Here is a 17,528-nt window from a genome sequence, read left to right as displayed (position 1 = left end):
GGGGAGCATTTTCCAAGCGGAAAAGTCGTGGAGGATCGGTGCCTCGTTGAGTATCGATTTGGCCTCTCCAACGCTGATATCGGGACATGGCACAACGACCACGAAAAACTCGTCATCCCTATCCCACCGACTATTGAACCCCGGCAACTCGTCGTTGAGAATGATGTCAGAGTCGGCTACGCCCTCACTAACGAGCGCAATTCCACTGGCTGTTTCCGGGTTCTCCAACTGGTCGATGATTTCATCTCTGAGTGGCTCCGGCTTCAAATCGAAGATATCCCGCCAAATCGGCACCCCGTGTCGCTCCAGTTCCGTCTGCAGGAAGTTGGCGACGTCCGTCTGTTCGTGCTTATAGCTGAGAAATACACGGCCAGTTGGATCAGTCATATATCGTCACCGACGTTGAGAGTTGAAGCAGCATCTGGGTTGTCAATCTGTTCTAACTGCTCGTATTCCTTACTATCGTGGAATAGATAGGCGTTAATCGAGAACTGACCCTCTTCGTCCTGACCAACGATGAAGAGTAGCGGATGCGGACAGTCGTAGCCGTCGTCGTTGGCGATTTCATTCATCGCCGTTCGATCGTCCCGACTGATATCGGGAGAAGCGTCGGGATGGTAGTGCCATTCACCGAGATAGTCGATACCGATGCTCTCCCTGGCATCTTTGAGCCACTCCTCGACTTTGTCGGTTCCTCGGAGGAATCGAGTTGGTTCTTGAATGGAGTCCCGCGGTGGGTCTCGGGCATTAACCACCAGTGCTGGTCCATCGAGACGGTCGGTACCGGCCAAAATACCGCCCGTTTCACATGGATGTTCCTTTCGGCAGCGATCATACATCGCTTCAAGACACGTGGCCGGAATCTGTACGGTGATTGGTGATTCCGGTGCTCGCCATATTGTTCCGTCCTGAAAGGGAGGTGTGGCCTTTGAAATAGTCGGCAGATCGTCGTCACTACCGGTCTCGAGTACGGTGAAGTGATTCTCGCGCAGACTCAATGCCGTCGCCTGATCAAGAAGCCGTGTCACTGTCCCAGCCCACGTCATCACCCGGTCTGTTCGGATAACTGATGCTGGGTGCCAGCAGCCCACTCGTTCGGGGATGGCATCCTCGTCTTCGTCCCATTCGATCTGTTCTTGCAACCGCCATGGATCGAACGCTTCGTTGTAATCGCTGTACGGAAAGGTATGTGAGTAAGCTGTGAAGCAGAACAACCGGTTCGCTCGCCGACCCATCGCAGCGGAGCAAAACACGACCGGGTGATTCCATCTAATCGCATCCAGAGCGCGACGAACTCCCCGTGACGCGGTACAGTCAATTACTACCTCCGCTTCTCTAATTGGCTCCGGCAACTCACCGCTCGGTGGAAAGGCGCTATCCACATCAAGGACCTGGGCGTACGGTGCAATGGATTCGAGCCGGTCCGCGATTGCTGTCGCCTTGTTTCCTCCCACCTCATCGATTGTTAGTGTGTGGCGAGCCACGTTGCCGATCTCATGCGTGTCGTTGTCGATGATGGTAAGCTGCTGACAGCCGGCTCGAACGAGGTTCTCGGCAACCATACTGCCGAGCGCTCCCCCTCCGATGAGCACGATGTTGCGATCCAGAAACCACTCTGTCATATGCCCGCGTCTGGTGAGCTGCTCATGCGACCAGTTGTCCGAGTCCAGCCACCGAATCTGTTCCTCTCCGGCTTCCCGCCGTTCGGCTATCTCAGGCCCCTTTCCAGTATCTCGAAATCCGCCGGAAAGGTCATTCGGATCTTTGAACTCTTTTATTTCGATTGGTTGCCAATAGATGATCTCGGGGTCGCCGTCAACCGTTGCTGGGATGGGGAATCCAATTAGAAGGATCTTGACCGGCTCATCGTCCAAGACGGGCTTGATATTCGCCCGTAGTTCGTACGGGTCGGTCTCGGTACCCTCGAAAAATACGTCTAACTGTTCCCACGTCTCCGGGGCCTCCCACGGGGGTTCAATCGGCACCTCTTCTAACAATGCCCACGCTCCGGAAACAGAGTCATCAGGATTCGAATCGATATATCCGCCCCATTGTGGCTGATAGACGACTTCATCGTCGCTATCTTTGAACGTACCAGTCGCGTATGTCTCTTCAGCAGTTGGCAACGAGCGGAGATTGACTGTCCCCCACTGTCCATACGCCGTCATCCAATCTGAGAACGACTCCTGCGTCTCGTTGAATGCGATGGTCGTGGCCGAAGCCGAGTTCGTATCGAAGGCCGGGATTTCAAACGGTTCGTCTGGTTCCCGGAGTTCCCCTTTCGCAGCATTACTTAACCACCGCAATGCTCGGTCCATATGCCAACAGAGTCGATCACGGCTTGTGCTGGGTTCGCCGGTGGCTCCCGTTTGACTGAGGGTGTGCCCATACCGAGCAACACAGATATCGCCTCTTCGCCACGGAGTATCGTCGCTCCCAGCAACGTTCAGCTTCTGGTGGGGAAATGTGGCGGTAATGGTGTTCTCTTCTTGATCCGCAGGGTAGACCCCAATTGAATCGGCGGGGTACGTATCCCGTAGATGGAGATACCAGTCTGTCTCGCGTGGGACGTCCGGATGGGGTTCTAAGTCGTCTGGAGAAAGCCTGATCTTGACAATCCACCGTCCGTTGCTATCGTCTCGATATGGGTCTTTGAGGACGGTGACCCCATCTCGTTCGGCAATGGCTGCGACGGCTTCTGTAATTTCTTGGGGTGGCATTTATCACGTTAGCTGTCCGACTCGGCGAACTGGTGGTCCGATGGATCCTCTACCTGTGAGGACGAGCCTACTGAGATGGCCTTCTCCCCTCCATCGTCAGAATCGTCGTCACTTCCGAATGGAGGGAATTTCTCGCCGAAGAGCTGGTACCAGTAATCCCTCGATGTTTCTTTGTCCTCCTCATCCAGTGCTGTCCGCGCGAGCTCTGCGGCATCCTCTGCCTCATCGTAGAACGCCGCGAAATCTTTCCCGTCGATTTGTTTTAGGACGTCATTCTCGGAGGTTCTCGGGAGACCGTGAGCAGGCAGGGTAGGGGTTTCCTCAGCCATTGCTTCGGTCTTGAACTTCCGTGTAAGTTCTTCGAGCGTCCTTGTCACGCCCTCGGCGACGCTGTTGATATCATCAGGACAGCACTGGCCAACGATGTGCTCGAGGGGATAGCTTGTCGGTCCTTCGACGTCAGATGTCTTCGTTCGCCGCCACCATTTGATGGCCTTGACGACGTTCACATAGTGGCCATCCGTGATATCGTTCTTATTTACAGTGAAGGCGATAGTCGCGAGGGGATGGGTATTCTCCCACTCGTTCTCATCTCGACGTGGGATCTTGAGCGGTTCGTCCTTCCACTCATCGTCGCCATCTGCTGAGATATTGAGGGCCTCTGCCACCGTCGAAAGGTCGTCCGGAGTCAGGGCTGTTCCCACGTCCAGTGAACCCAGTGATTTGACGGCTTCACGTGTTGCCTCGCTGGGTGCCGCTGTCAAGACGAGATCGATTTCCACCTTCTCTTCCTTGATCTTGTAGGAGTGGGCATTCGGTTCCCACTGCCCCTCATAGTGTTCCTTCAGGAACGGTTCGCATTTCTCCAGCGCTACGTCGGTATCAAGGTCACTGCTGAGATCAGAGACAAAGACGACGTCAACGTCGGATTTCTCGTTTTCCTGCGGTCTGAGTGCCGTCCACCGGCGGTAGCTCCCCTGTAGAAAGTCTGCAACGTAGAACTCGTCGATGTCGTCGTCAGTCTGCAAGTGATCGCGGAGGGTTTCGTGACCCTCCTTGTAGGCATTATTGTGTTCGTCCTGCGGGCGGATGTCTGACAGGAAGATCTCGAACAGTGTGGGAAGTGTGGTCATAGTGTATCGATGTTCTGGGATGTTTTAAGTGGTTGTTGCAGCAGACGGTGACTCAATGATCGCGTATTCTCGATCTCGGCTCGTGCCCTCAGCCTCGAGGAGGTTGTACTGGGCCATCTTCGAGAGATAGGACCGGACTGTCCGTTTCGTCCGTGGTTCGTCGACTTCGTCCGTATAGTGGTCGTGGATCTCACTCGGCCCGACCGGGCCGTGGTCCCGGACGATGTCGTAAACGACGCGCTGGTGGGGCGTGAGTGAATCGAGGCTCTTCTGCTTGATCTGCGCACGGGCATCCTCGGCGGCGTCCAGGAGGACGTCGTCGGTGATGTGCTCGTGGTTCTCGCGATCGGCTTTGCCGGCGGCCGTTCGAAGGATGCCGATTGCGAGGCGGGCGTCGCCGGCGGCCGCGTCGGCGATCCGGTAGAGCTGGTCGTCGGTGATGACGTCCTCATCGAGTCCCCACTTTGCCCGCGCACTCAGGATATCGTACAGCTGCTCGTCGTGGTACTTGTCCATCCGGACGTGTTCGCTGGAGCGCAGCCGGCTCACGAGGCGGTCGTCGACGCGGCTGAACAGCTCCTCTTCCTTGTCCGCGATGCAGATGATCGCGAACTGCGGGAGGCTGTGGAGGTCGTAAATGACGCTGGGGTCCTCCAGTTGGTCGACCTCGTCGAGAATGACGACGGTTCGCGGGCCGTCGTGCTGCTGGAGGCGGTCGACGAGTTCGTCGTGCGGCGTCGACTGTCGGTGGATGTCGATGGTCGCGCCGAGGTCGTCGAGGATCTGGTAGAGCGTGCGGAACCGCGTGTAGTTGCGCCAGCAGTTGACGTAGGTGGTCTCGACATCGAGGACCTCTTCCCGAAGTCGTTCCGTGACGAATTTCGAAATACACGTCTTCCCCGTCCCGCTGGGTCCGGTGACGATAGCTGTGTCGGCTGGTTTTCCGTTCGTGATGGGCTCGAGAACGCTGGAGAGGTGGTTGACTTCGGCGTCGCGATGCTCAACTTCCCGAGGGACGAACCCAGCGCGGAGTACGCGAGCATCGCGGATCATCTGTATCTAGTAGACTACTTTCTGGTCATAAAAGTGTAACCGGGGTGTTTCCGGAAACGCTCTTGCCTAGGAGATTGGTTCGAAGATTGCGTTCCATCGGTAGTTATTCGCAATTTAGGCGTTTCTCTGGTTCAACACGATTTTCAGCCGACTTAAGCGGGAAATTGAGGTGACACAATAAACGATGCGCCGGCCCATTGAGCACTTCGCCAGAGCGCTCGATACGGTTGCCCTCGATCTGGTTAGGCCTGTCTAAATCGACGAAGTGTGCGTTTTTGTTGGGAAAAAAGGCCGCGAGCGTGAAGTTCCCACAATCACCTGTTCCAGTTAACGCCGCTGGTATCATTTTGCTGGGAGTCTGTGACTGCCAGGGTGATTCTTCCTTTACCTGGGATCCTGGGAGGCTCTTTGCTGAGAGCGATCTTGCCGTCTTGCTCGAGTCCACTTACGTAACGACGGGCTGATTCGGTTGCACAAGCGAATTTGTCGGTGTTCCGGGTTACATACTGACTGAGTTCAGACTGAAGGTAATCCCAGACCTCTCTCCCATCTGAAAAACCCCAGCGGTCGGATAATTGTCCGTTTGATGTGGGTTGTTGCTCTACAATATCGATTACTCGACGGTCAAAGGTATCTATACTTCTGTCCTGAATCCTGATTTCGAACGGTCGCCAAGCGGTTGATCCGCCTGGCCAGAGATTTCCGTACAGGCACCGATAGAGAACCTGTCCTCCCTGCGTAACTAACTCCCGTAGCTGACTGTCGTTCTCAATTGATGCATATTCGCTGACATCCATCAAAAATAGACTGAACGACTGAAATGCACCCAGTGAGGGATTACGTCGGCAACGAGATTTGTGGAAGCTAATGCTCTTTTTAACGCTCTGGACTGTATGCTGTTTCCGGCGGTAACTGTCCTCAGTGCTCTGGAATCGCTCTATAACGCGTTCTGCGTCCGACAAATCGCTAATAACCGGCAAAGGTCCGAGGGTTGATTTTGCGAATCCGACTTGATCATCGAGATCCATCGTTAGCTCGTCTTCTGGGATTCCCCAGTAATCGATTGCTTGATCTACGTATTTATCCCGAGAAGTAGAGTTGCGCTTCGTTGTGATTTCAGGACGGGAAATCGGACATCGATCGTTAGCGTCTAACAAGTATCCACTTAGAGTTGGGTCGATACACCGTGCCGAAAATGGTATTGCTTCTACAGTATAGACATATTCTGCACCATCGGTATCCACGACCCTTAGTACACCAAAGTGGTCCGTAAGAAGGTCCATTGGCTCATATTTCATCCAATTGGACAAATCATCCAGCTCTTCCTTGTCGATGGGGAAGTCTGGAGCGAGTTCATTTGCGGTGTATCGGGCACCCTTGAGGCGATCGACAACGAGATCGGTGACTGGTTCCTCAAAAACGTGAATTCCGCCACGTCTGTTTGAAGGTACTGTTTCTGCAATCTTGCCGTCGGTCACGACGTGGCCTGCGTCCACAAGCTCTTGCCTTTCTACCTCGGGCTTGTCATAGAATTCGTCTGTCGGAATCATAGCTTTCGGCTGTATCGGTTGGTTATTCTCTGATCCAGTTCGTACATTATTGGTATTCGTGCCGGTAAGCGCTCAGGTAGATTCAATCAAACGGCTGATGAGTGAGTTCCGTTCCAAAGTTTCTCGATCGCCAACTAATGTAACGTCTTGTGCACAGTTGAAGCAGGTGTAGAGTTGCTCAATATCACTCACGGGCGGAGTGACCACTCGTTCTTCGCCTGTAACGGCGAGACTGACTACAGCTGAGTCTACATGAGCTCCAGATAGCTGATCGGGGAGACGAACCGCTATGTCTTCCCCAATTTCTTCTAACTCTTCTCGAATGGCATTTGCATGGGCGACAAAGGGAGTAACAACCAAATCTGGAGAGACGTTTGTACAAACTTCAGCTACCTTTTCAGCTTCGGCTTTATTCTGTGTCAGGCGCTGATGGAGGTATGGTGTCGCATGTACGGGGATACTGACCTTCAGACGATGATGATCGTTATCAATAGGATTACTGGTCCGGACTTTGAATCTGATGTCCTGGATTGTGTATGTCTCGCCGAACGTTAGTGCGCTCGCGTCAAGGGTTCTAAGTTGTTGTAGAGACTGAGAGATATGGACTGCATCAACTTGTTCGACTGGTTCCAGCCGGATGAAGCGGGTTTCGTCTTCTTCAGTGGATGTTGGTACTTGATACTCTAGTGAGGTTTCACCGATGGCCGTTGCTATTGCTCCATCCGTATCTCTAAATTCGAAACTTCCGTCAATAGTCTCAGCGTCAAGTTCCAGCCCCGAAAATGCAGATTGCATTGTACGAGTGAGTTCTGCTTTCACCTGAATGCTCTGACTGTCGCCGCTCTCAATATTCGCGAACCGCCGGTATAGACGGTTAAAATACGCCTCGTCAAGACGGGCCTCTCTAGCCTCCCCACTAACAATCTCAGGACCAGACCGGCGAGTGTCACCAATTGCCGCTACTCGATCGCCGAGAATCTGGAGGAAATGGAACTGGGGTTCTGCAAGACTTTCCGCACCCACAATTACGATCGTGTCGAAGAATTTGTCAGTATGGGGCCGAACCGACTCATCACCATCTCGCATAGCGTGGAATACCTGTTCACTAAGCGCATAACGTGCCGATGAAACCACGATAGATGCGTCGCGAAGCCCCTCATAAATCTCGTGCCCATCAGACGTTCCAGTAAGACCCGTCGTCGCTCCACCAGCGAATCCGTCCATTCTAGTCGCCCCTTCGACTGATGAAAGTCGCTCTTCGACCGAGTCGGTCATTTCAGGCCGCGTACAGAGAATTAACGCGCGTTGTTCATCGTCAGGTATCTCTTCGCCACCAGCGGGGCTTGGATACTGCTGCGTGGCAAGTTTTGTAACAATATCAGTAACGAGCGTAGTCCGCTCGCGACGGACTGGAACATCCATATATAATTCCTTTGCGTCGGTGTACTCGGAAAGAGAATTTAGGTCCGAAGGGTCAAGACTGTCCTCGTTATCGCCGGCCTTTCCTGTCGTTTCAAGGAGGGGTGATACCTCTCCTCGCTGAGCGTAGTCCAGTTGTGACAACAGCTCACGTGGTAGAGAATCAGCGGCGACGGTACGGACGGCTTCATACGTCTCCGTAGGATCAAGGAAGGCTGAATTGGGCGTTGATTTCAGCTGGAAGACATACTTGTTCTCAACCCGGCCATAGTATGTGGCTTCTTGATAGTATTCTGTGCCGGTCTGCATGAGACGTACGCCCGAACCTGGGGTAAAGGACGGAACTAGCCCCGTATCTGACGTGAAGACCATCCTTCGTTGGCCCTCTAAGGCGTTAAGCTTGAGATCAGGGATTCGTAACCCTGCCTCTGACAGTGTTTCTGGAGCTAATTGCTCAAGTTCGTAGCCTAATCGTTTCCGATGGTCTCGCTCAGTGTTCAGTCCCTGACGAAGCCCCGTGTAATGGTCGGTGACAGCGGGGTCTCGGAATTCGAGTCGTTGGTCACAATCGTCGAAAAGCGGACACTGGGATATGATGTTCCCTTCATCGTCTGATTCAAAGCACGGCCACCGGCGCTCAGACTGACAGTAGTATTGACAAGGTGATGGAAGAATCTCATTTTCCTCTTGGTCGGTTGTCGGTGACTTGAACGTACAGCCAGTACAATCCCGACCGTAAGTCGTCGGCACACCGAATCCATCGCGAAGAACAGATGCCTCATTCCGGAGAGAAAGAATGTCTTCTACATCGCGGCGCCGCAATTCGACTTCTTCCAACACGACGCTCGATTCGTTCGCAAGGTTCGGATACACGAGATAGCCGCTGACCCCTTTGTCAATTCGATCATGGAGACGCTCTCCCGTCTCAAGAGTTTCGAGGAGGAATGCTAGGAGATAGACCCGGAGCTGAAATCGGTGATGATTCCGTGTTTTATCGGTCAGCTTGTAGTTGGTTTTGAGGTCATAGGGGGTCCCATCGATGATTAGGTCAACGCGGCCATTAAAGCCGACAGAGGCAGATAGGCCTACTTCTGCACTAACGTCTGTCGCTGAAGCGATTCGGTTTGTAAACTCGTCGTCTGTCAGAAGACGAGTAGCAGCATCTAACGCGTTCTCCCGAATTCGGTTGGGGCTCACCCATGCCAACCGACACAGAGCCATCTCGATAGAATACTCTGATTCAATTAGCTCTTCAAGAGATGCCTCAACTTGGGCTTCCGACCATCCACCTTCGAATTGACCTTTGCCCCCTTCTTCGATGGCGTGTTCTACTAATGTGTGGACAATTCTACCTTTGATTGCTCCGGGAGAAAGATCGTACCTACCGGGTGAATATACGTTCTTCTCGTAGAGAAGGTCGTAAATACGGGGGCACTCGCTAGCGGAGCGCATCTCACTTTTGCCGATTGCGGTATCCGGGTCTCGGATTATGATTCCGGTGACGTTGAAATACCACTTGCCGTTGTGTGTGTTAGGAATTCCCCTGACGACGACCGACTCGTCTTGCTGTAAAGGCACCTCGTCGATTATTTCACGAAGATACGATGCGGTTCGCCCGAACGAGTCCGTCCAAGCAGGATCCTCATGCCAGATCGAGAGGAAGGCATCACCTTCGAACTGACCAGACACCCGAACTGGATACAGTGTCTTGTCTCCGCCTTGTTGCCCTCTTCTTGGGTCACCAACGACTGTACATCGGATAGTGACTTCCTGGCCATAGTGCGTCTCGTCGTCAACGATGTCCTGAATCGGATAGATCATCTTCATTTGCCTCCATCAAGTACCGCTAGTGCGCGTGCGAGGAGACGGCGGTCGAGCATCTGTTCTTGATACCGATACTGGTGTGTGCAGGAATCCCGTTTTAGACAGTCCGGGCATGCATGAATACACTGCTTGGTCACCTCTTCTATTCGTTCAGCCAACTCACTGAGATCGCGGCGCTGGGAACGTCTATTCGCAAACCGACGATACGTTTCTCTGACTCGGGTGTCGAAGAACGTTCGGTCCTCCAAAGCAAATACTAAGTCTACCGGCCGTGGTGTGCGGTTTAGTTGTTCCTTCGTTGTCGTATATGTCTCAGCAACAACGCTATAGAAGCGGGCCATTTCCCGAGTTTCGGCAATTCGGTTAAGGCGTCGGTGAAGTAGCGGTTTGACGTCGTCGTACCGAGCGTACGAGAAGTCGACTCCAAGGTCCTGAAACACATCATTGAACTCGGGTACGTCGCGCCCAGATGCAATCTCGTTCGTTTGGGCGAGGTCAAACACGTACTCTCCAGAGTATTCCTTCAGCAAGGAAACCAACGTCTCTTCTGTAGCACCAATATGGCAGCTCGACTGTTCAGCAAGCCCGCTTAGCAGTTCAGTATCGGATAGTTCGCGTAAGTCATCGAAGACTTCACGGCTCACACCAGCACCGCCTTGAATTGAATCATAGATACCGATCTCAACGGTTTCGCCGCTCGCCTCTATGAAGTTCACGTCATACCAAGCTTCGAAGTCACCACCTCCGGCACTGTATTCTGCCGCCCACGAAGCAAGTCCATGTTTGAGTGAATGGATAAAGACATGCTCAGCAAATTGTCTCACTGACTCGCCGTCAGCACACTCCTCAATGATGGATTCCAACGAATCTCCATATTCATCCAGAAGCGTCTCATAAGTCGAGATTTCCCCGTCATCGTAATCAAGCAATCCTAACCGCCGGTCCCCAGACGGTAAGAGGCTCGGAAGACGTGCTTCAATGTCGTTAACACTGGCCTCAAATAGCGAGTCTGGCCCGTCAGACCCCATCGAAAAGAGGTAGTCGACCGCAATTAGGGCACGATAGAACGGGGTAACGCTAAATGCGTGCTCGAGAGCCTCCTCTTGGAAGAACAGGCGATCCCATAATCGACGGTATAAGAGCGAAAATTGGAGGTCTCGGAAAAGTGGCGTTTCTTTCTGGAAGACTTTGTCAAGTAACTCAGTGACTATCGACCGGTCTATATCAAACATCAGAACCTGGCTTTCCTCACGGCTACCGACGAATGCAGTGGCGTCATCTTCCTCGTGACGATAGCGAATTACCTCAGAGAATGTCCTCTCTTCGCCGTATAACGTCAACAGGGTGGCATAGTACGATTTAAGAAATGTCGCGTCGCTGTTGAACTCTCCCTGCTCAATGAGGCCACCGGTCATCGTCGACAAATCCAGTGACTCGGGACTGTCGCCTCGTCCAAGGGGGTGCTTAAACCAGAGGAACTGCGAGGTCGGATCACTTTTCAGCGTCGTGAGCTCCTCTTCTGGGACGTCCTCTGGTTTCTGGTTCCTTACAACTCCGTTCGCAGAATCCCAATAGTAGTGCGTATGCTCTCCGTTCTCACCCACGCTCGGATTCCAGACGATGAACTGTTGGGGAATGTAGACGCTTACCTCGTCTACAGGGTGCTCAAACGGTGTGTACCGCTCTTCTCCACTCTGTGGTAGAATCTCGGACAGTTGGCTGGATGTTCGAATGTGCAGCCCGTCGTTAATATCTGCAAATCCTCTTCTCGATGAAGGCCCGAAATCGCCAGTCCATAGGTCGAATTCCCATCGGCGTTTGTAGCCGCCGGGCAGAAAGCTCCCCAACATAAGATCGAGCGGCTCATTCGCCAAAAAGCCGCCATTCGCGTTGACAACACTGATGTTACCGCCGACCTGCTCAGAGATGAACGTACCAGGAACGCTAAATGGCCTTGTTGCCTCTGGATCAAGTTCGAAGAGGTCTGGTATATGGCAATATGGACGGAAACGATTACGCTGGACCTTATCGAGTAGGTCAGATTGGTATTGAATCAGGCCATTAAGTCGTGCCAGCAATCGCTCTTCTTGCGTTAGGTCATCTGCTTCCGAGAGAGGAGTTTGATCGCTCATTTGTTGGAAGTGTTCTCCAAGTCGAGATTCCCCGCCGCAATCTCCTGGAAAAGCCGGCGCTTGAACTTCAGATCATCAAGGCTCTCTTCGAGATCGGCCTGACGAGTCCCTCTAGGGAAGCGTGCTGCCTCCCAGAATTCTTGGATGTCCCCTCCACCTACACTTGCAGGTGTTAACGGGGCCTGTGTTAGATTGATGTAGTCTCCAATTTCATCAATCACGGCAGTAATCTGCTCCTCGGGCATCATCGGGAACGCCTTGCGGAGCCAGTTAGCGATCTCATCCTGCTCATGTGTGAATTTCTCGTCTAACTCCTCAATGTCTAATCTTCGGTATATCTCGTCCGCGGTTTCGTTGTCAGTGACGTTCAAGTAATCGAAGATGGCAGAGACGAGGTGCTCTGTTCGAACAAACCTGTTCTCTTCATCCAGATTGATTTCGAGGTACCTCTCATCTGGGTCAGAGAGCAGGTTTTCATGGTGGAAGTAGAATGCGTCTTCAGGACGTGACCCGAGAACGACTACTGAGATTGGTTGATCATCAGGATCACGACCTCCTCTCCCTTTCCGTTGTACGAATCCGGGGATGTTCATCGGTGCTCGGTACTGGAAGGTTCCAATTATGCCGGGATGATCGAACCCAACCTCCAGTGCGCTAGTAGTGACCATAAGGTCCCAATTGTCGTCTTCAACGCGGGTCCCATCCGGAGTCTCGGTTCGGCCACTTTTGTGCAGGTAGACATCCATCGGCTCAAGGTCAAGCTCGTCGGTCATCGTCCACCAGCACTCACCTGCCTCATAGACTGGGCATGGATTCAGGTTCTTGTTCGGAGGAAGTGGTTCACAAACCGCCCGTTCATGGGATGCTGCATTCGATCTGAACTGGTGCTTGGGGCAGTCTGGATTCGTCCCTGGTTCATCTTCGTCTCGCAGGAAAGCATCAGGAGTACGGAGAGTGAATAACTCCTGACCCTCGACACCTCGTCCAGACTCTGCGTCTTGGATGTAATCACCTAGTCTTTTGACGGAATCGATAGAATCAACGAACCCCAGAATTTTGTTCTTCAGTTGACCCTCGTCAGACTCCTGTTTGAGGATCGTATGGTACATCGTGAAGGCGACCTGAATCATGGACGAGAGATTCGTTACGTTCGTCTCTTCGAAGTCCTCTGGCCCCCATTCACGCCGAGGTTTGTACTTTGCTTCACCCTGTGGAACCTGGACCTCTCGGGGGTCTGTAGCCTTTATAAATATGAGATATTCCCACCCGATTTCTTCAATCTCACTCTCTTTTCTAAATTCCTTACTCGTCTCCTTCCATGGGATATCTTCGTTCTTCCCTCGGGGAGTGATTTCTCTAGCACTGGGTGCCCCAAATATTGCCTCTGTGAACTGTTCAGCGTTTGATATTGTTGCACTGGAGGCAACCAAGTTGGGTTGTTGGTCAGGATCGACTTCACGCATCGCAGCTTGGAACCGCCGCATTACGTTTGCGACATGCATTCCGTACTGGTTCGTATAGACGTGAACCTCGTCGAGGACAACGAACTTTGGAGGTGACGCGTGTTTCCAGAACTGATCGTAGCCCCGGTGATCCATCAACCGTCGATGAAGCGTATCGGGAGTGACTACGATGATGTCGGCTGTGGCTCCCTTATCTGATCGGGCAAAGTCAGCCTTATGCGCGGGATCCTTGTCACAGACCATGTCATCGGTCGGCATTCCCCCATCACAGCCGTCAACGGGGCAGCTGATCTCGGATTGGCTTGCACTACCGTGTTGGAGAGCAACTGTTATCGGGAGCGAATCATAGGGCAGTTCGTCGTCTGCAGCGATAATCTGTTCAATCTCGTAGAGATACTCGACGATGCGCTCAAACTGGTTATCACACAGATCTTTTCGGGGGTATGCAAGAACAGCGTCAACACCGCCTACCCGAATGTTGTCATGGTTCGCCGTCAGGCTGTATGCGAGTATCGGGAACAAGAAGGCCTCTGTCTTACCACCGCCGGTGCTCGCGGTAATAACGTGGGCTCGTTCTTCGTTTCGTTCGGTAACTGCCCGGCGATAGAGTTCATCGAGGGATCTCCCCTGGAATGCAGCTAACCCGGTCATACCCCGGCGCTTACAAAGCCTGTATATCAGGGTGAGCGCATCATTCGTGGCCTCTCGCCAGTCTGTACGCCCGACAGACCCAAACTCAGAAGCAGGTTCGCCGGTGCTTGCGCGCTGTAAAATCTCTCTAATTTTGTCACCCAAGTCAATTCCTTGGTCGCCCCATTTAGGCTTCTCACGGGACTGTATGTCCATCTTGACCATCTTCGTGAGACTGGGAGCATGCTCAAATCCACTTTGGTCAGCGAACCGCTGGCGAAGTAGTGCGAAGTACCTAGTGACTTCTGCTACACGACTCCGAACGCGTTGTTTGTCGTAGACATAGAGTAAGACATCCCTTTCGACAAGTTTGTCGATGACGTGTTGGAAGAGTAGCTGGCTGGCCGTTTTGGTAGTTAGCTGAGCAGGGAATACGTAGGTAATATCGATATTTTCGCCAGTCTCCGGTTCATTTTCACCGAGTACGAAGGTTCGGTGAAACCGATCGAACAGGTCGGACAGTGCTACCGTAGCATCGTAGTTACCGGCGTTGATCTGCTGCTTACAAGCATTATCAACCCATCTAAGAACATGCTGTTGGAGGTCATCATGGTCTTCCTCGTCAACTAGAACCTCCCACATCTCCTTGACAGCATCAAGGTGCTCATGCTGTCCCATCGCTGCATTACTCATTGGTCATCACGACCGTTATGTCCTCGATGTCACTCGTAGAGTCCGAGTAGACATCTTTGAGTTGACTAAACGCTTCTGTCTCATTGAAGTCTGTCTCAGTGACGATCTTTGTGAAACTCCCATCATACTCACGCAAGGCAGCGACAAATTGCTCACGCCGAGTCGGCCCTTTTGCGCGTTCACGAAGGTCGTCAATGAGTGTCGGCGCCGTGGCGAAGTCGCCCTTCTTCACGGTTTTCCGTGCTTCCTCAAGCAGCTCTTTCCCATCCTCGTCGGAGATTTCCGGGTCGAGGTCATCAAGCTGTTTTAGGTACTGTTGCTGCTGCTGCTCAATCCCTTGTGACTGCTCTTTGAGTGATTTGAGGTCTGGCTCAATCTCTTCGAGGGTGCTGAGGGCAACCTGGAATTCGCCACTGTTGAATTGATCTCGGTAATCGTCAAATCGAGATTCAATTGTCTCAAGTTGCCCTTCTAGTTCCGCGTGCGAAGGGTTCTCTGCTGCAATAGCGTCGATATGGTCTTTCGCGCTGTCCGCTATGTCACGGAGTTGCTTGAATTTCTCAGTACATTTCGACTTGACTCCCAGAAGCTGCTCAACCTCATCGTCTATCGTATCTACCCGGTCATCGATGCTCCCAGTTCGTTTCGCAAGCCGCTCATACTGCTCGTTATCAATGAGCGACTCAAGTTCCGTATCTAACTCTCCCAACTCGTCATTGTAGTCATTAAGTTGAGACCCAAATGAACCCTCTACATCAGATTTCGAAATTTTCCGTCGAAGATCGTCAATATCGTCCCGAACTGAAACTGCGTTACCGATGATCTTCTCTTTGCGGTCAGAGACCGTATCTTCTAGGTCTTCCTCTATTCCCACAATATCATCGATGAGGGCCCGAACCTCGTTCAGGTCATTGTGGGTCGGATTGAAAACTTCATCAAACTGATCGAGTTGAGTGGTGTAGTCGTCAATCCGGTTCTTGTAGCTATTGATACTCTTGGCGTCAAGCGAAACCGCTTCTTCGTAGAGCACCTGCGCCGCATCCAGCCTAGATTGCGCTCGGGACCTAGCTTCATTATACTGGTCCTCAACACTAACAATGTCGTACGCATCGTGAATCTCTCCTTCCCGTTCTACTGTCGTGGGCTCAACGTAGTTCTGTCTCTGGAGATGATCCAGATACCACTGAATCATCGCATTCTCGTCACCACGTGAACATCCAAGGGCAAAATCCGTAGTGACCTGTGCTTGGATTTCTTCCATAGTTAGCGCCCCCTGTTCATTGAGGCGTCGATAAATCTCATACCAAGGGGGCCTATCGTTCTCAATATCTGGGTAAATCCACCGTTGACCAGATTTGGCTACTAGATTCTGGTCCTTGAGGCCGATCATGTGGTCGGATTTTAGATTATAGCTCTGTATATCTAATTTGTCCTGCAAATCTCCGATGGTAAACTCTCGGGCGTCGTTCTTTTCTAAATGGTCAATTACATCTCGATGGACTTTGTCGGGAAATGGAAGAATGGTCTCAGTGAAGGTCTCTTGTAAGCCACCGATAATGCCGATCTCAGAGATCAACGTGTGCCCATCGACCATTCCTTCAGCTTGAATCTCAGAATCACCGAGAGCTAACAACCTACCGTAAATGAAGTTGTCACGTTGTTCGGTAGAGAGATTGACCTCTATAATGCGGTCGGTGACAAACTGTCGCTCTTCGCTGTCTAGCCCGTTAACATACTTATTCGCCTCCGCGGATTGCTGCTGATTTTGTTTTACCAACGCACCGAAGGTAGCCCCCCGGGATTGGTAGGCTTCGACGTAGAGCTTGAGCAATTCTACAGGGATCTCCTGACCGTTATAGACCCCAACGGCGACAGTTGGCTTTCCTTTTCCTGGCCCTCGGTCAACATCAATTAAGTAAAGAGCGTATTCGTACCGGCCGGCAGCGGTGGTGGCTGGATCCTTGTGTAGGCTCCCTTTACCCATCGATTGAACCGCCAGCGCTAGCCCACGTGAAAGGTATCTTTGGTATTTGTCTGGGGCATTCGTTGCTTGGAGATCGAGTTTCTGTATTTCCGTACCTTCGTCACCTTTTCCGCGGAAGAGGAAGTCTTTGGCCTCTTCGCTCAGAACGTAATAGTATCGGCCGTGTCGGTCACGCTTTTCAAGCACTCGGATTTCGCCAGCATCTTCTCCCTCAACAGTAACTGGACTCATGAGAGCGCCAGGCACGCCGTCTGAGAAAGAATTCTCTGGAATCGCATCTCCTTCTCCAATGAGGCGCCCCTCCAAACGCTCGAAGTCATCTCGTGCGTCCGGGTGTGCATCCTCAAGCCCCTTCTTGAGTGTGGTGAGTGCTTCTCCACTTAGGAGATCCTCGTCACGCACAAGAGAGGTAAAATCTCTAAGAGCGTAAACGATAGCATCGCCATCAATCCTGTCCGCATCTACCTTCGCTGCGTAGTTGAGGGCCTCAGAGTATATCTGAAGGATTGATCGTGGATGGCCGCCCGTAACCTCAGTTACAACATCGATAGTGTCCTCCACAATTGGTGAAATTTCACCACGGCTAGAAGTTCGGTGGACATCCATCCGGTCAATTAGCATCTCCTTGACGTCCGATTCAGTAAGATCGCCGAGATAAATATCGTCTCCTTGGAACCTTTGAACTAACGCATTACCAAGCGAGTCGTCGTCATCCTCGTATTGGGTAATCGCCATTCGTGCACCTTGAGAGAACCCGAGGAGAATATGCAGGCCAGAGGTGTTCAATTCGTTAACTAAGTGGAGGAACGAGCGAATAAACCGCTGTACCTTCTGCACGTCATTTTCTGCCTCAATATCTTCTGCTTCGTCGATGAAGAGGTAGACTGAGCGGTATCCTAATTCTTCCCTAGCGTGTGTGACGATTTT

General features: G+C 52.3%; 9 protein-coding genes. All 9 read right to left on the bottom strand.

What is annotated here, in order from left to right; genetic code table 11:
• The coding region (locus BLR34_RS15760) for a TIR domain-containing protein (protein ID WP_143414194.1) at positions 1-387 on the bottom strand (387 nt) is incomplete at its 3' end.
• Positions 384-2,318 carry a ThiF family adenylyltransferase gene (locus BLR34_RS15755; protein WP_092704764.1) on the bottom strand — a complete coding sequence of 645 codons (1,935 nt, stop codon included), beginning with the start codon at positions 2,316-2,318 and terminating at the stop codon, positions 384-386. The genes BLR34_RS15760 and BLR34_RS15755, both read right to left, overlap by 4 nt.
• 410 nt (positions 2,319-2,728) lie before the next feature.
• Positions 2,729-3,853 (bottom strand): SMODS domain-containing nucleotidyltransferase, encoded by a 1,125-nt coding sequence (locus BLR34_RS15750; protein ID WP_092704762.1) that lies wholly within the window; start codon positions 3,851-3,853, stop codon positions 2,729-2,731.
• Between the two features lie 24 nt (positions 3,854-3,877).
• The gene (locus BLR34_RS15745) at positions 3,878-4,906 is read right to left on the bottom strand and encodes a Cdc6/Cdc18 family protein (protein WP_092704760.1); all 1,029 of its coding nucleotides are present in this window, start codon (positions 4,904-4,906) and stop codon (positions 3,878-3,880) included.
• A 314-nt stretch (positions 4,907-5,220) separates the two neighbouring features.
• The gene (locus BLR34_RS15740; RefSeq protein WP_092704758.1) at positions 5,221-6,456 is read right to left on the bottom strand and encodes a DUF5797 family protein; all 1,236 of its coding nucleotides are present in this window, start codon (positions 6,454-6,456) and stop codon (positions 5,221-5,223) included.
• Positions 6,457-6,528: 72 nt separating this feature from the next.
• Positions 6,529-9,702, bottom strand: coding sequence for a PD-(D/E)XK nuclease family protein (locus tag BLR34_RS15735; protein ID WP_092704756.1), 3,174 nt, complete (start codon positions 9,700-9,702; stop codon positions 6,529-6,531).
• The gene (locus BLR34_RS15730; protein WP_092704754.1) at positions 9,699-11,831 is read right to left on the bottom strand and encodes a hypothetical protein; all 2,133 of its coding nucleotides are present in this window, start codon (positions 11,829-11,831) and stop codon (positions 9,699-9,701) included. The genes BLR34_RS15735 and BLR34_RS15730 overlap by 4 nt, the downstream gene beginning before the upstream one ends.
• Entirely contained in the window at positions 11,828-14,617 is a 2,790-nt protein-coding gene (locus BLR34_RS15725; RefSeq protein ID WP_092704752.1) for a DEAD/DEAH box helicase, read from the bottom strand. Before BLR34_RS15725 ends, BLR34_RS15730 begins: the two co-directional genes overlap by 4 nt.
• Positions 14,610-17,528, bottom strand: a 2,919-nt coding sequence (locus BLR34_RS17170; RefSeq protein WP_176765359.1) for a hypothetical protein, incomplete at its 5' end; no start/stop codon positions are given. The genes BLR34_RS15725 and BLR34_RS17170, both read right to left, overlap by 8 nt.

This window comes from Halovenus aranensis, from assembly GCF_900100385.1.
GTDB lineage: Archaea > Halobacteriota > Halobacteria > Halobacteriales > Haloarculaceae > Halovenus > Halovenus aranensis.
This window is presented reverse-complemented; position numbering and strand designations above follow the sequence as displayed.

Coding starts and splice junctions, on each gene's coding strand:
- BLR34_RS15755 (WP_092704764.1), bottom strand. CDS start 2,318: ATGGACCGAGCATTGCGGTGGTTAAGTAATGCTGCGAAAGGGGAACTC.
- BLR34_RS15750 (WP_092704762.1), bottom strand. CDS start 3,853: ATGACCACACTTCCCACACTGTTCGAGATCTTCCTGTCAGACATCCGC.
- BLR34_RS15745 (WP_092704760.1), bottom strand. CDS start 4,906: ATGATCCGCGATGCTCGCGTACTCCGCGCTGGGTTCGTCCCTCGGGAA.
- BLR34_RS15740 (WP_092704758.1), bottom strand. CDS start 6,456: ATGATTCCGACAGACGAATTCTATGACAAGCCCGAGGTAGAAAGGCAA.
- BLR34_RS15735 (WP_092704756.1), bottom strand. CDS start 9,702: ATGAAGATGATCTATCCGATTCAGGACATCGTTGACGACGAGACGCAC.
- BLR34_RS15730 (WP_092704754.1), bottom strand. CDS start 11,831: ATGAGCGATCAAACTCCTCTCTCGGAAGCAGATGACCTAACGCAAGAA.
- BLR34_RS15725 (WP_092704752.1), bottom strand. CDS start 14,617: ATGAGTAATGCAGCGATGGGACAGCATGAGCACCTTGATGCTGTCAAG.